We start from the raw sequence: 13,741 nt of genomic DNA on the forward strand, positions 1-13,741 counted from the left end.
ATGCCGGGGCAAAATCCCAAATAAGTATTTATGAAAAACTACTACCTGACCACTATATTTTTCCTGCTGCTTGCTGTTATGGCAGAGGCGCAGCAAGAAGACCATTTTACCCAGTTTATGCACAATAAGCTGGCCTTCAATCCAGCTTATGCGGGATCGACTGGCAGCTCCCGCCTCACTGCAATGGCCCGGCAGCAGTGGATTGGAATAGAGGGTGCTCCGGAAGCGCAATTAATCACCTTCAATTCTGCGCTCAATGCCAAAGTGGGTATCGGGGGCAGTCTCGTGCGCAGTAGTATTGGTATCATGGACCGCTACACCCTGGAGGGCGACTACGCCTACCGTTTCCGTTTAGGGAATGGGTACTTCGGCATTGGTATTTCTGCTTCTATCCGTTTGATACAAGCAAGCCTTGGCGAGCTTCGGGCCAATCAGCCGGTCGAGATCGATAATGCCATCCCGACAGGGTTTCAGAGCCGGGTAACACCTAATTTCGGAGGAGGGATTTACTACAATAGCAACGATTTTTACGTTGGCTTCTCCATACCCCGCTTTCTGCAGTCGAGCATTGACCTGTCAGATGACGAGGGTACGATCTCCAAGGAAGACCGGCACTGGTATTTAATGACGGGCTTCAATGTGCGCCTGATGGATAATGATATCGTTATGCAGCCCAATTTCCTGTTGAAATATGTGGAGGGAGCACCTTTCGATGCCGATATCAACCTTTCTTTCACGTTTTTCGAGCAGTTTACCGCAGGGGCATCCTACCGGACGGGAGGCAATAAAGAAAACAGCATTGGGGAATCTGTGTCTGGCCTTTTTTCCACCCGGATCGGGGACAAGTGGATGGTTGGAGCCTCCTATGACTTCACCCTTTCTGACCTGCAGGACTATAACGATGGCAGTGCGGAGCTTTTCATCCACCACTTTTTCGGTGGCAAAAGCGGGAAAGGCGCCACCTATGATAACCCGCGCTTTTTTAACAGCAATGGCAGTAACAAGCGTTTTTACTAGGTGTCAAGGATTTAGGACTTGAGCCACTAGAGCTTTGTTAAGCCCGGGCGCTCTTTAAGGATTGTGGCAGAAGGTTTACTTTATGGTGGATAATAGCTAACTTGTGGTAATCTTTGAATCATTGGCACTGCCCTTTGGACGGGTGCACTATTTGGTGTCTCTGATTATATGATGAGAAAACCTGATACCTTGCTGGACAATGGTATTTAGGAACGTCTCCAGGCGTTCCTTCACAACAAGACGCCCTATATGAGATTCTATCTGCCTCTATTGCTGCTTGGCTTTGCATTTGGTATGCAGGCTCAGGACCCCGCAACTGTAAATCTGCGCTCGGTTGCACAACCTAACCAAAGGGTTAGTATTTACAACGAGACTGCTATCAATTCCACAGCGTCGGACTTCTCACCTTCCTTTTATGGAGATACGCTGGTATTTTGTTCTGCCCGCCACGCCGGCCCTAAAGACCCCGCTACCGGCGAATCCTTCTTTGATTTCTACTTTGCGCCTATCGGCCCAAACGGTAGCCTTCGTTCTCCAAAGCCTTTTTCCATCAACCTCAATTCCGCGCAACACGAAGGGCAGTCTACGTTTGATTTGAAGGCCAACAAGGTTTACTTTACACGCAACAACACTACAAATGGGGTTGAGCCCGTAGCGGCTGATGGCAAAATCCGGATGAAGATATACGAAGCAACTTTCGGGTTTCTGGACTGGGAGCAGATCAGGCCCCTTCCATTCAACAGCGATACCTATAACTGCATGCACCCCACACTGTCGCATGACGGCACTTTTATGATCTTTTCCTCCAACCGGCCGGGAGGCAAGGGGGGGTATGACCTCTATGTGTCTCTTAAAATGGACGGGGGATGGTCGCCTCCAATGAACCTGGGAGGACGGATTAACACGCCCGGGCACGAGTTTTTCCCTTTTTTACATCAGTCCGGGACACTTTTTTTTACCTCAGATGGCTACAAGAAGGGCTATGGAGGCTATGATCTTTATATGGTTGAAGGCAAAGGCGATGGTTCCTGGGCAGAAGTCGTCAACCTGGGAGAGCCCTTTAATACAGATGCGGATGACTTTGGCCTGATTCTGGATGAAGAAGGCAAAAGCGGGTATTTTTCTTCTAATCGTGAAGGCGGAGTGGGTAGAGATGATATTTATAGCTTCGATGCTCCCGAAGGCATTCAGGGAGTGGTCTTTCCCGACTTCAAAACAACTACGATTGACGTGTTTACAGAAGAAGGGCGCCGCCCTGTATCCGGGGCAGAAATAAAAATTTATGAGCGGGTAATCGGCAGCACTGGGAACATTCAGTACTTGCGTTTGCCTCGCGCAAGTATAGGTATGGGCAGAGACGGGCAGGCTCAGATTGATCAGCGGAGTGAAGACCTGGAGGAACCGGATGAAGTGACCAACAGCGAAGGTAAAGCCTACATCATGCTTGATGTGTCCAAAGAGTACAGGATTAAGGTGGAGAAGCGGGGGTTTTTCGCAGCAGAAGAATACTACATGCCATCGGACAACCGGTTTAACAGGCCGGTAGGCATACCCTTGAAAAGAGATGACTGTATCACCCTGGAAGGGGAGGTGAAAAATGTAGAGACAAGAGCTCCGATTGCAGGAGCGACTATTCTGATTTTCAATCAGGAGGAGCAGCGGCGGGTAACAATCAGTTCGGATGAGAGAGGCGTTTTTAAGTATTGCCTGCCTGATGGTTTTCGTTTTATAATAGTGGGTAGCCTTGTAGGTTTTGAGAACGACACCACTTATGTGCAAACCGTTAACCGCCGTGGTAACCGCTCGCTTGGCGCCTCCCTCGCGCTTAAGCCATTGCCGGTTGTCCCCCGGAGTGGCGGCTTCCCTCAATCAGGCTCTTATGAAGATACCCCGGCACCAAGTCTTGGCGACCGAAGCGCGGTTGAGGTGGGCAGCCGGTTTTTACTGGATAATCTGCAATTTGAGTTTGCCTCGGCAGAAATCCTGGAGGAAGCTGCAGCAGACCTGCGGCATCTGGCTAAACTGATGAGGGAAAACCCTGGGATGAGGGTCGAGCTAAGGGCGTATACGGACTGTGTTGGTGGAGAAGAGTACAACCGAAAACTTTCGCTCAGGCGGGCAGAAGCGGCTCGTGATTTTTTGGTGCAGCTAGGTATCAAAAGAGACAGAATTCTGGCACTTGGTTACGGCGAGCTTAATCCGGTGGTGGACTGCGATTGTGACGGGACTGGTGGAAGCGTGCCTTGTACGGAAAGTATGCACGCCCGGAATCGGCGAACAGAGGTAGCGATTATCGGAAAGTAGCCAGAAAACATGAAGAAAAAATCAAATTTGTTAAGATAGCGTGCAACCAAAGCAGAAAAGACACGTAGAATGTAGGAGAAAAAGAAAAACCGATCCTGTGAGGGACCGGTTTCCAAAAGAGCTTTGAGAGGCTATCTACATACCAAATTGAAACATCCTTTGATGTCTCAAAATCTTCATGAGATTATAATTGCATTCGTGGGATTCAACCTTTTTCCTGTCGCTTGTGACAGGGTTCGTCAGCTTCTTTTTCAATCGTCCTCTGTATCTGTTTTTCCCTGCTGACAATACAAAGGTGCTACATAACTACAGGCATTGTAAGTACATTCTGTGTGGTTACTGTGTGTTTAAGAAGAGTTTGTATTTTTTTATTTCGTTGTTTATCAGTGATTTATCGTTGTTTGTGGGGCAGTTTTTTGTATTTTTCTGTGCCGTTTTTTTTTGCGTAAAACGAGAAAAAAAATTAAAAAAGGGCAGGTGTATTGTTGTGAATAGAGAAAGCCTGATCGAATTAGGCTAAAAAAGACCAAAAACAGTGCCAATTTTTATATTTGCGCTAAATGATCCAATATGTCTGTAACAATTGCTTCCTATAATGTAAATGGCATCAGAGCTGCGATGCGTAAAGGTATGGCCGACTGGTTTGCTGAACATCCGGTTGAGGTGCTCTGTCTTCAGGAGACCAAGGCGCAACCTGATCAGGTGAAAAAGGAAGAGGCCCAACTTCGGGAAATAGGTTTTAGTCATGCCTACTGGCATTCGGCTGAAAAAAAAGGGTATAGCGGAGTAGCGACCTTGAGCAGGCGCCCGGCTGATTTGGTATCAGAAGGATGTGGAATCGAGAAGTACGATGCGGAAGGCCGGATTCTGCGGACTGACTTTGGGGAGCTGACCTTACTGAACTGCTACTTCCCTTCAGGCACTACCGGGGATGTCCGGCAGGCTTTCAAAATGGAGTTCCTCGATGACTTTTTTAAGTGGGTGCAGGAGTTGCGCAAAGAGAGGCCCAACCTGGTCATTGTAGGCGATTACAATATTGCGCACAATGAATCAGATATTCACGACCCGGTACGTAATAAAAAGACTTCCGGCTTCCTGCCTGAGGAGCGGGCCTGGATGGATAAATGGTTGGAGAGTGGATTTGTAGATGCATTCCGCCATTTGAACCCCGGTAAAGAAGAATACAGCTGGTGGACATACCGTGCTAACGCCCGCGCCAATAACAAAGGCTGGCGGCTGGACTATCATTCCGTAAGCAATGCCTTCGCTTCCAGGCTTGAGGCCTGCTATCAAATGACAGATGCCGTGCACTCAGACCACTGCCCTGTTATCGCGACGTACAATTTATAGTAATGTTGCAAATCATAAGCTGCACTGTTGAAGAAGCTGTAGCGTGTTCTAGGCAAATCCCGGAATTAAAAAACCCTTATCCGGCTGCTGAATATGAAAAGCGGTTGTCTGGTGTGCCTCATTTGCTGCTGTTGGCAAAGTCGGGCGGCGATGTCGCTGGCTTTAAGGCCGGCTATGAGCGCGAAGGAGCTTTTTACTCGTGGATGGGCGGTGTGCATCCCAGGTACCGGAGGCAAGGTGTTGCTCAGGCACTGGCACAGGAGCAGGAAAACTGGGCAAAAGCGTATGGATACAGGCATATCCGCTTTAAAACCCGCAACTACCTAAAGCCGATGCTTATATTTGCCCTGAACAATGGCTTTTATGTTACAGCTGTTGAAAAAAGAGCAGACCCGCTAACCAACCGAATATGGCTGGAAAAGGTCTTAGAAACGGGAATAAAATAAGTTAGGCCGTTTGAGGTTTTGTGGGGTTTCATAAACAATTGAAAATCTCTAAACTGTATTGAAAACCGCAAAACCCTAAAGAGAAATGGCCTGGCGTGGCGCTATTCCCGTCAGGCTGTATAGAGATGCTAACGTAGCATTTCTTAGTTTAGGAGAGCTGATTCGTTAATTAGGGCGAGCCGGGATTGGCGGATACAGGTAGTTTGCCTTAATCGCTGCAAACGGTGCCCATCAAATTGGAAAGATATGCTTCGCTTTAGCTTAGTTTTTGTGTTAGCGCTGTTGAGTACCATTTTGTTGAAAGCTCAGGAATTTTCAGGTGGCTTTCGGGCAGGGCTCAATTTTACAACTTTCAATGGTCCGCTGGATAGGAACGCGGATGGGACCGAACTGGAGGTTTTTGAGTATTCCAATGGTTTTCATGTGGGGGCTATGGGGACGCTTCAATTTACAGACATTTTCGGTTTGCGGGCAGAATTGCTCTACTCCCAAAAAGGAGGAGTGTACAATTATAATGGAAATTCGTATTGGATATTCACGCCAACTAATGGTAGCGAGTCATTTGTATCCACTGGTAACCGTGAAATTTCCCTTGAAGTCACCAATTCCTACATTGATATCCCTGTGATGGGCGTGGCACGCTTCAATAAATTTGAAATCAGTGCTGGCATGAGCCTTGGGTTTCTGGTAGCATCCCGGGCTTCAGGAGAAACCCGTTTCGCGGGCGCTTCATCGCAGGGCGACCCTATTGTGCCTTTTTTGCTGGTCCTTGACTATAATTACTTTGATGAGCCTTTCCGGCAAGGAGAAAATACTGCTGTTTTTAGGCGGGATATTGATAATCAGCCGGTAGAAATACCTCAGACGCTCGGGGCGTATTACCAGGAAGCCGAGTCGGATGAAAACCTTTACAAAACCTTAGACCTGGGGTTGGTTGGTGGTGTATCCTATTACATCAACCGCGGGCTTTTTCTGGGACTGCGCCTAAACTATGGTATTAGCGATATTACGAATGCCAGTCGGGATATTTCATGGCAGATGCTCAACGATACAAATGAGTTTGTCACCCGGGACGATAACGACCGGAACCTAAACATACAGGTATCCGTAGGATTTAGTTTGTAATTCCATTAACGTTCCGGCAAAAGCAAAAGCGCCTCTGTGGAAACCTATCCATAGGGGCGCTTTTACAGTAGAAGCTGTACCTGAGCAAGGGCTTAGCCCATTTCTGCCACCACTTCCTTTACTTCAGGGATCATACGCTGCAGCATACCTTCAATACCCTGCTTGAGAGTTACGGTAGAAGACGGGCAGCCACTGCAGGCACCCTGCATCACCAAGGTAACCTTGCCCTGATCCCAGGATTTGAATTCGATATTACCGCCATCCATTTCTACGGCAGGTTTTACGTGCGTATCGATCAAATCTTTGATCTTCTTCACGATCTCAGCCTCGTTTTCGGTGTAGTCATAGCTGGCGCCACGCTCTTCCTCGATCTTAGCCATTGCGTCTTCAAAGCCGTCCTTGATAATGGGCTTTTCATCCCCAATATAGCCTTTGAGGTACTCTTTGACTTTAAGCATGATGTCTGCCCAGTCGTAATTGAATTCCTTGGTAATGGTCACGAAGTTGTTGCAGATGTAAACCCCCTTGACGAAAGGCATCTCAAACAATTCTGTAGCCAGTGGAGACCATTCCTTGGCGAGTTCTTCCTCCCGGAAGTCGGCAGTGCCTTTGTAAATCATCCGGTTGGTCACGAATTTGAGCGACTCCGGGTTTGGGGTCTGCTCGGTATATAGCATTACAGGGCTTTTGGTAACGGGATTGCTCATTGTAATTTTCTTTATTTAGACCTATTCTACGAACAATAACACATAATGGCAAGGCTGGTTTTGACAAAAAATAAATTTATACGCATTCAGAGGGCATATTCTTAACCTTTTCTGTATTTTTTGGATAAAATCACCTGAATGGCACAACAAAAAACCCTGCCAACGGATCAGAGCGTACAGGAGTACCTGGATCAGTTGGAAGACGAACAGAAAAGAGCGGACAGTTACGAGCTACTTCAAATAATGGAGGAAGTTACCGGTGAAGCAGCAGTGATGTGGGGCAACAGCCTCATTGGCTTTGGCCGTTACCACTACCGCTACGACAGCGGGCACGAGGGCTTTTCTTTCCTCACCGGTTTTTCGCCTCGCAAACGGCAGTTTTCCATCTATATCATGTCGGGTTTTAGCCGGTACGAAAGTTTAATGGAAAAGCTGGGTAAATATAAAACCGGCAAATCCTGCCTGTATGTCAAACGCCTTTCGGATATAGACCCCCTGGTTCTCAGAGCATTAATATCGGAATCGGTGGCCTACATGAAGGCGCGGTACCCGGACCGGGAATAGCCTTCCGGTTCAGTAGATTTTATTGCCGTCTTCCAGCGCTCTGCTACCTTTTCTTACCTTTGTGAGGAATCTACCCCTGTATACCTATGTCAAACCTCGAACAAGAACACGAACTGCCGGGCAACCCTTCATTGCCCAGCTCGGCTGAGGATCTGCTACGCCTGATTGGAAGAGAGGAAGGCGATTATAAATATTCGGTCGAAGACTTCTTCCGCAACCCTGAGCAAACAGGGTTTCAGTTGTCCCCCAACGGAGACTATCTGGCCTATGCCGGCCCTTACGAACGACGGCAAAATGTCTTCGTCTGCCCGGCAGAGGGCGGCGAACCGGTACGGATTACTCAAGAAACAGAACGCGATATTGGCGGCTTTTTCTGGGCCAATAATAACCGCATCGTTTATGTCAAGGATAGCGGCGGGGATGAGAACTTTCAGCTCTTTGCCGTAGACCGGGACGGGGGCAATCCCCGGGACCTGACGCCTTTTCAGAATGTGAAAATCGAGTTCATCGACGATCTGGAAGACCAGGAAGATGAGCTGATTATCGGTATGAATAAGGAAAATCCTATGCTGTTTGAGCCCTACCGGCTCAATGTCCAAACCGGAGCCTATCAGCGCCTGGCGCCTAACGACAACCCGGAGGAGCCCATTACCGGTTGGATGACAGACCACGCCGGCCGGCTGCGCATCGCCATCAAAACCCTCAATGGTGTCAACCAGCATATCATGTACCGGGCTGCTGAAGACCAGCCTTTTCGCACGGTTGTAAAAACCAATTTCAAAGAAAGCCTCAGCCCGTTGTTCTTTGACTTTGATGATGGCCACGTGGTCTATTGTGTAAGCGACATTGGCCGGGACCGCAGCGAGATCATCCGTTTTGACTTTGAAAAGGGAGAAGAAGTGGGCCCACCGGTCTTCGCACACCCTGAAGTAGACGCTGGAAGCCTGCTGTATTCCCGCAAGCGTAAAGTGTTGCTCGGGGCCGTGTACACCACCTGGAAGCGGCAGATTGAGTTTTTTGACGAGCAGCGCAGGCAAATGCAAAAGCGCATGGAAAGCCTCCTCCCGGGATACGAAGTGGTGGCGGTAAGCAGCAACCGGGCGGAAGACAAATACATGGTCCGTACCTTCAGCGACCGGTCACTGGGCGCTTACTACTTTTACGATTTGCAGCAGGACAGCATCCGGAAGATAACGGAGGTCAGCCCATGGCTGGATGAGGCAGATATGGCGCCTATGAAGCCGGTGTCCTACAAAACCCGGGACGGAGAAGAAGTACATGGCTACCTGACAGTGCCCAAAAATAAGGAAGGGGAGAAAATGCCGGTAGTCATCAATCCACATGGCGGGCCCTGGGTGCGTGACAGCTGGGGGTACAACCCGGAGGTGCAGCTGCTGGCCAGCCGGGGATATGCGGTTTTTCAACCCAACTACCGTGGCAGTACCGGATATGGCAAGGCTTTCTGGATGAAGGGCTTCAAGCAGTGGGGTCACGATATGCAAAATGACATTACCGATGGGGTAAAGTGGCTGATCGATTCTGGTGTGGCGGACCCCAAACGCGTGGCCATTTACGGAGCGAGCTATGGGGGCTACGCTACCTTGGCTGGTATTGCTTTTACGCCGGGCCTCTACGCCTGTGCGGTAGACTACGTAGGGGTTTCGAACCTCTTCACCTTTATGGAGACCATCCCGCCCTACTGGAAGCCTTACCTGGATATGCTGTACGAAATGGTGGGCCATCCCGAAGAAGACAAAGACCGCCTGCATGCCGGCTCCCCGGTCTTTCATATCGATCAGATCAAAACCCCGCTCTTCGTGGTGCAGGGGGCTAATGATCCCCGCGTAAATATTGATGAATCGGACCAGATCGTCCAATCCCTGCGGGAGCGGGGGATCGACGTGCCCTATATGGTGAAGTACAACGAAGGGCATGGCTTCTCCAATGAGGAAAACCGATTTGAGTTTTACAAAGCTATGCTGGGCTTCCTGGCAAAACATATGAAGTAATGAAAGACCTTAAGGCTTACTACATGCAGGCTGCTATTCAGAAAGCTGAGTCAGCAGGTACTCCATACGGTGCAGTGCTCCTACAGCCTGAAACCGGTGGAAAAGTCATCGTCGCTAATAGCGTCAAAGCCGATGCCGACCCAACCGCTCATGCAGAAGTCAACGCTATCCGGCAGGCACGGAAGCTGGGCATCTCAACCACCGGCAGCATCCTGTTCTCTACCTGCGAGCCCTGCCCCATGTGTGCCATGGCGGCGGTTTGGGCGGGAGTCTCTAAGATCTACTTCGGCGCCACCATCGATGATGCCGCTGCCCACGGCCATCAGGTGAAAATCTACTGCCGGGAGATTGCAGAAAAAGCCTGGTATGACATTAAGGTGGAAGGCGGTGTGCTGCAGGAAGACTGTGTGGCGCTTTTCCACAAATGAATTCACTATATTGCCTCCAAAATCAGGTTATGACACTAGAAACCATTACAGAACAGTTCAGCAAAACAGCTGCCAAAGCGCCCAGCCTGGGCAAATCCATTAAGTTTGTCTTTGACCAGGGCATCGTCCACATCGACCTGACCGGCGAACAAGCCCAGGTGACGAATGAAGACAAAGCCGCCGATTGCGTGATTACCACCAGCATTGAGACGCTTGACGGGATCCGAAAGGGAGATATCAACGCTATGTCTGCCGTAATGACCGGTAAAGTGAAAATCAAAGGCGATATGGGGCTGGCAATGAAGCTGCCGTCGCTGATTTCCTAGTCTGTTGCGCCATTATTGAGCTTGTAGTAAGCGGTGGGCGCCGACCCGGTCAGCCGTTTAAAGGTGGTATTGAAGACCATGCGGGATTCAATATTGCTGGCTCTGTGTACCTCATCCAGGGTAAGCTGCTTTTCCGGATCATCAATGAGTACCTGTGCGCTTAGTGCCCGGTAGCCGTTGACGTAGTCGAAGAAGGTTTGTCCGCCTACGTGGTGGATCGCCCGGGAAATAGCCAGGGGCGGTTGGTGCATCAGTTCGGCCAGCTGATTCAGTCGCAGATCGTCATCAAAAAAGTATTTCTCCGACTGCATGGTGGCGTCTAGCGTCTTGAAAAGCGTGGCATTCTCGCGAATGTCTTCAGGTTCCGGATCGCTGCGGTCTGCAATAAGCAAGAGGAACGCTTCCTCCTGAAGGTCTACCGGGACCACCGGCCGCTCCAGGGTCAGCCCAATCCCGGCAAGCCCTATGGCAACGAGCACGGTCATGCCTTGTGCCAAAGCAAAGAACAGGGGGTGGCTTTCTGCAGCCGCCTGAATGGTCAGTACATCTGCTGCCGCCCTGCATAAGGCGAAAAGCCCCAGAAGGATCAGTGATATTTTTGCCCAGCGGATTTTGCCCATCGGGATACGGCTTCGAATTTGAACCAGGCTTTCGACCCGGCCTTGCAGATACAGGTAGCTACCCCCCAGGTAGGTGAGCATAAAGAGCTCCGGAAACAGCGCATACCAGGAGGTTTGATGGACAGCCCCCTGGGCAGGGAAAAGGCTCACGACACTCCAAACCGCGAAAGCCGTGAAGTGATAGCCATCCCGACCTTTGCTGAGCCAGTCCCCAAGCAGGCTGCGCAGGTGCAACAGGAAAAGCGGGGCAATAGCCAGGAGCAGCCCATCCATTAACGATTGGGCAATAGGGGCTTTGACCAGGGGCAGAACCGCCTGCAACAGGACACTAAGCAATAATAGGGTCAGCAACCGGCTGGCCCGGTAGGCCTGAATGCGCTGCCGGGAGAGCAGCAGCGCTGTCCCTCCGGTAATCAGGATAACCAGTAGTGTAATGGAATAATTGTAAAGTGGATCGGTAAGCATAGTTTTACGAAGGATATTGGATTAATGTAAGCATTTTTTTCATTTCTTGTTAATGGGTAGTGGCATGTACAGTGCCAGCCCGGTCAGGTCCTTCACGAAATATTCAGTATGCGTAAGCTTACGTTTGTTATCTTCCTGGTGGTTTTGAGCCCATTGGATTTACTCAATGGGCAAGGATGCAGCGACAACCGGCCGCCTTTTCAGGGGTATAGTTTCATCAACACCAACCTCATCAGCCCCGCAGTGCCAGGGGCCCGCCTGTTTGTCAGCCTTAAGGAACTGGAGGACTACGCCCGTCAGCAGGGCGATCCGCAAGTCAAAGGGAATCTTGAAGAATGGCAGGAGCGCTTTTGTGACTTGCATACCGTGCAGGATATTGGCGATGTGATCTACCAATCTTCCCGCTCGGATTTCGAAAGCCTGGTCACGGCCGTAAAAAGCAAGCGGGCGCCATTGCCCTACAAGCTGACCAACAACGCTTTCGCCAAATACCTCAAAAGCCATCAGTGCGAGGAGACAGTCACCTACCTGGCTTTCGCCAAAAATTGTGAGTACTACGCCACCCGCCGCAGCCCTTGGGAAAATCCACAGCTGCGTTACCAGGAGATGGACGACTGGATTACCTATGGGGTGGATCAACTCCTGCAAACCAAGTCCCATTACATCCGCCTCCGGTACGCCTATCAGGTTATCCGCCTGGCCCACTACAGCAAGCAATACGAAAAAGTCCTGTCCCTCTACGATGACCTGATGCCCAAAATCGATAATGATCCCAGTATCATCGAGGACTGGATAGAAGGCCACCGGGCGGGCGCACTGCTCGCTCTGGGACAGCGCGTGGAGGCGGCGTACATTTATTCCCGCTTGTTCGACCGATGCCCCAGCAAACGCGAATCTGCCTACCGCAGCTTCTCGGTAAAAAACGACGAGGAATGGGCGGCTATTCTGGCGAAATGCAAGACGCCCGAAGAAGAGGCCACCCTTTTTGCCATCCGCGCCAGCTTCCCGAACAGCAAGCTGCAGGTGGAAATGAAGGAAATCTATCAGCGCGATCCCGACAGCCCCTATCTACCGATGTTTCTCATACAGGAGATGCTGAAACTGGAGCGCAACCTGCTCGGGCTGTCCTTCAACAATCAGCGGCGGCAGAACAAGTTTTACTATGGCGTTCCGGTTGCCGATGCGGGTCAGCGGATTATCCGGTTGGAGCAATTCGTGACGCAGGTGCTCAAAGAAGGCGTGATCACCAGGCCCGGGCTTTGGAAAATCGCACAAGGCTACCTCTCCATGCTATCCGGCAGTTTTTACGATGCCCGTAAGTCCTTTTACGAAGCCCGGGACATGGACCTGCCGCCCATTCTGCAGCAGCAGCTTGATGCCTTTGAGCTGGCCCTGTACATCAACGCGCTCGACGATATCAATCACGAAATTGAGAACAAAATTGTAGGCTTGCAGGAGACCAATGAAGCCTATGAGGTCTTTGAAGACTTCAAGGACTTCTTCCGCGACCGCCTCACTGAATTATACGAAGAGAACGGGCAGCCCGGCAAGGCCTTCCTGATGCAGCACCCGCCTCAGCACCTGAAGCCCAATATCAAGCCTGAGTTGATCGAAAACCTGTTGGCTGTCACCCGAAAAGCCAACCCCTCCAAACTGGAAGAACAAATCATTGCCGATGGCGACAGTACCATTCAGCAAATGCTCCTGAATATTAAGGCCAGCTACCTGATGTCAGAGTACAAATTTGAGGCAGCTATTGAGACCCTCAAGCGCATGGAGCGGGTAGACTGGGACAATTACGGGCTCTACAACCCCTTTGTGGAACGTATCCGGGATTGCATACGGTGCCCGCTGCCGTCCAACGTCCCGTTATACAACAAAGGAGAGCTCATCGAAGAGCTGCTGACCAAAGAATATGAAGCCAAAGCAGGCACTGGTAATGTAGGTGTACTGAACTATGAGATCGGTTTGGCGCTTTATAATATGTCCTACTTTGGGCAAGCCTGGAAGGCCATGGATTTTTACCGCAGCGGAGCGAGCCTGGAAACCGCTTACCTCCGGGATGGCGATAATGTGACCCCTCATCCGATTTTTCCGTACGGTAATCAGGAAAATTTTGACTGTTCCAGAGCGCGGCTTTACTTTGAAAGGGCACGGTTGGCTACCGATAGCCTTGAGTTAGCTGCCAAGGCTACCTTTATGGCGGCCAAGTGCGAGCGCAACGAGTACTACGTCAACCGCTGGCGGCCGGATGCCGTGCAGAGCTTTGAGAACTTTGAGTTATTGGTACAGAACTATGCCGGCACAGATTTTTATCAGCAGATAATTGACGAGTGCCTGTACTTCAGGGCTTATGCCAATCGTTAATTTTTGAAAACAG

At 50.3% G+C, this 13,741-nt stretch carries 12 protein-coding genes; 10 read left to right on the forward strand and 2 right to left on the reverse strand.

Features of this window, described 5'->3' with window-relative positions; all coding sequences use genetic code 11:
* Positions 1 to 30: 30 nt before the first annotated feature.
* From ACO08I_RS18860 to ACO08I_RS18880, 5 genes are all read left to right on the forward strand, one after another.
* On the forward strand, positions 31 to 1,017 hold the full coding sequence (locus ACO08I_RS18860) for a PorP/SprF family type IX secretion system membrane protein (RefSeq protein ID WP_282775486.1): 987 nt from the start codon (positions 31 to 33) through the stop codon (positions 1,015 to 1,017).
* A gap of 249 nt (positions 1,018 to 1,266) precedes the next feature.
* Complete coding sequence (locus ACO08I_RS18865) at positions 1,267 to 3,321, forward strand: OmpA family protein (protein ID WP_282775487.1); 2,055 nt, start codon at positions 1,267 to 1,269, stop codon at positions 3,319 to 3,321.
* 570 nt (positions 3,322 to 3,891) lie between these two features.
* Positions 3,892 to 4,671 carry an exodeoxyribonuclease III gene (locus tag ACO08I_RS18870; protein WP_044219617.1) on the forward strand — a complete coding sequence of 260 codons (780 nt, stop codon included), beginning with the start codon at positions 3,892 to 3,894 and terminating at the stop codon, positions 4,669 to 4,671.
* A gap of 2 nt (positions 4,672 to 4,673) precedes the next feature.
* Entirely contained in the window at positions 4,674 to 5,117 is a 444-nt protein-coding gene (locus tag ACO08I_RS18875) for a GNAT family N-acetyltransferase (protein ID WP_421946761.1), read from the forward strand.
* A gap of 246 nt (positions 5,118 to 5,363) precedes the next feature.
* Positions 5,364 to 6,242 carry a porin family protein gene (locus ACO08I_RS18880; protein ID WP_044219622.1) on the forward strand — a complete coding sequence of 293 codons (879 nt, stop codon included), beginning with the start codon at positions 5,364 to 5,366 and terminating at the stop codon, positions 6,240 to 6,242.
* A 92-nt stretch (positions 6,243 to 6,334) separates the two neighbouring features.
* Here the strand turns inward: ACO08I_RS18880 and ACO08I_RS18885 are convergent, their stop codons facing one another.
* Positions 6,335 to 6,949, reverse strand: coding sequence for a NifU family protein (locus tag ACO08I_RS18885; RefSeq protein WP_044219625.1), 615 nt, complete (start codon positions 6,947 to 6,949; stop codon positions 6,335 to 6,337).
* A gap of 138 nt (positions 6,950 to 7,087) precedes the next feature.
* On the opposite strand from ACO08I_RS18885, the gene ACO08I_RS18890 reads away from it, so the two are divergent.
* The 4 genes from ACO08I_RS18890 (at position 7,088) to ACO08I_RS18905 (ending at position 10,276) form a co-directional block, all read left to right on the forward strand.
* On the forward strand, positions 7,088 to 7,513 hold the full coding sequence (locus ACO08I_RS18890; RefSeq protein ID WP_282775489.1) for a DUF1801 domain-containing protein: 426 nt from the start codon (positions 7,088 to 7,090) through the stop codon (positions 7,511 to 7,513).
* Between the two features lie 86 nt (positions 7,514 to 7,599).
* Positions 7,600 to 9,522, forward strand: coding sequence for a S9 family peptidase (locus ACO08I_RS18895; RefSeq protein WP_421946762.1), 1,923 nt, complete (start codon positions 7,600 to 7,602; stop codon positions 9,520 to 9,522).
* Positions 9,522 to 9,950 carry a nucleoside deaminase gene (locus ACO08I_RS18900; protein ID WP_421946763.1) on the forward strand — a complete coding sequence of 143 codons (429 nt, stop codon included), beginning with the start codon at positions 9,522 to 9,524 and terminating at the stop codon, positions 9,948 to 9,950. Before ACO08I_RS18895 ends, ACO08I_RS18900 begins: the two co-directional genes overlap by 1 nt.
* 29 nt (positions 9,951 to 9,979) lie before the next feature.
* Positions 9,980 to 10,276, forward strand: a complete 297-nt coding sequence (locus ACO08I_RS18905) for an SCP2 sterol-binding domain-containing protein (protein WP_282775492.1) — start codon at positions 9,980 to 9,982, stop codon at positions 10,274 to 10,276.
* Here ACO08I_RS18905 and ACO08I_RS18910 read toward each other — a convergent pair.
* Positions 10,273 to 11,361, reverse strand: coding sequence for a hypothetical protein (locus tag ACO08I_RS18910; protein WP_421946764.1), 1,089 nt, complete (start codon positions 11,359 to 11,361; stop codon positions 10,273 to 10,275). The genes ACO08I_RS18905 and ACO08I_RS18910 overlap by 4 nt on opposite strands.
* A gap of 108 nt (positions 11,362 to 11,469) precedes the next feature.
* On the opposite strand from ACO08I_RS18910, the gene ACO08I_RS18915 reads away from it, so the two are divergent.
* Positions 11,470 to 13,728 (forward strand): hypothetical protein, encoded by a 2,259-nt coding sequence (locus ACO08I_RS18915; RefSeq protein ID WP_421946765.1) that lies wholly within the window; start codon positions 11,470 to 11,472, stop codon positions 13,726 to 13,728.
* The last annotated feature ends 13 nt before the right edge of the window (positions 13,729 to 13,741 follow it).

It is taken from the genome of Phaeodactylibacter xiamenensis (genome assembly GCF_965229835.1).
Taxonomy (GTDB): Bacteria; Bacteroidota; Bacteroidia; order Chitinophagales; family Saprospiraceae; genus Phaeodactylibacter; species Phaeodactylibacter xiamenensis.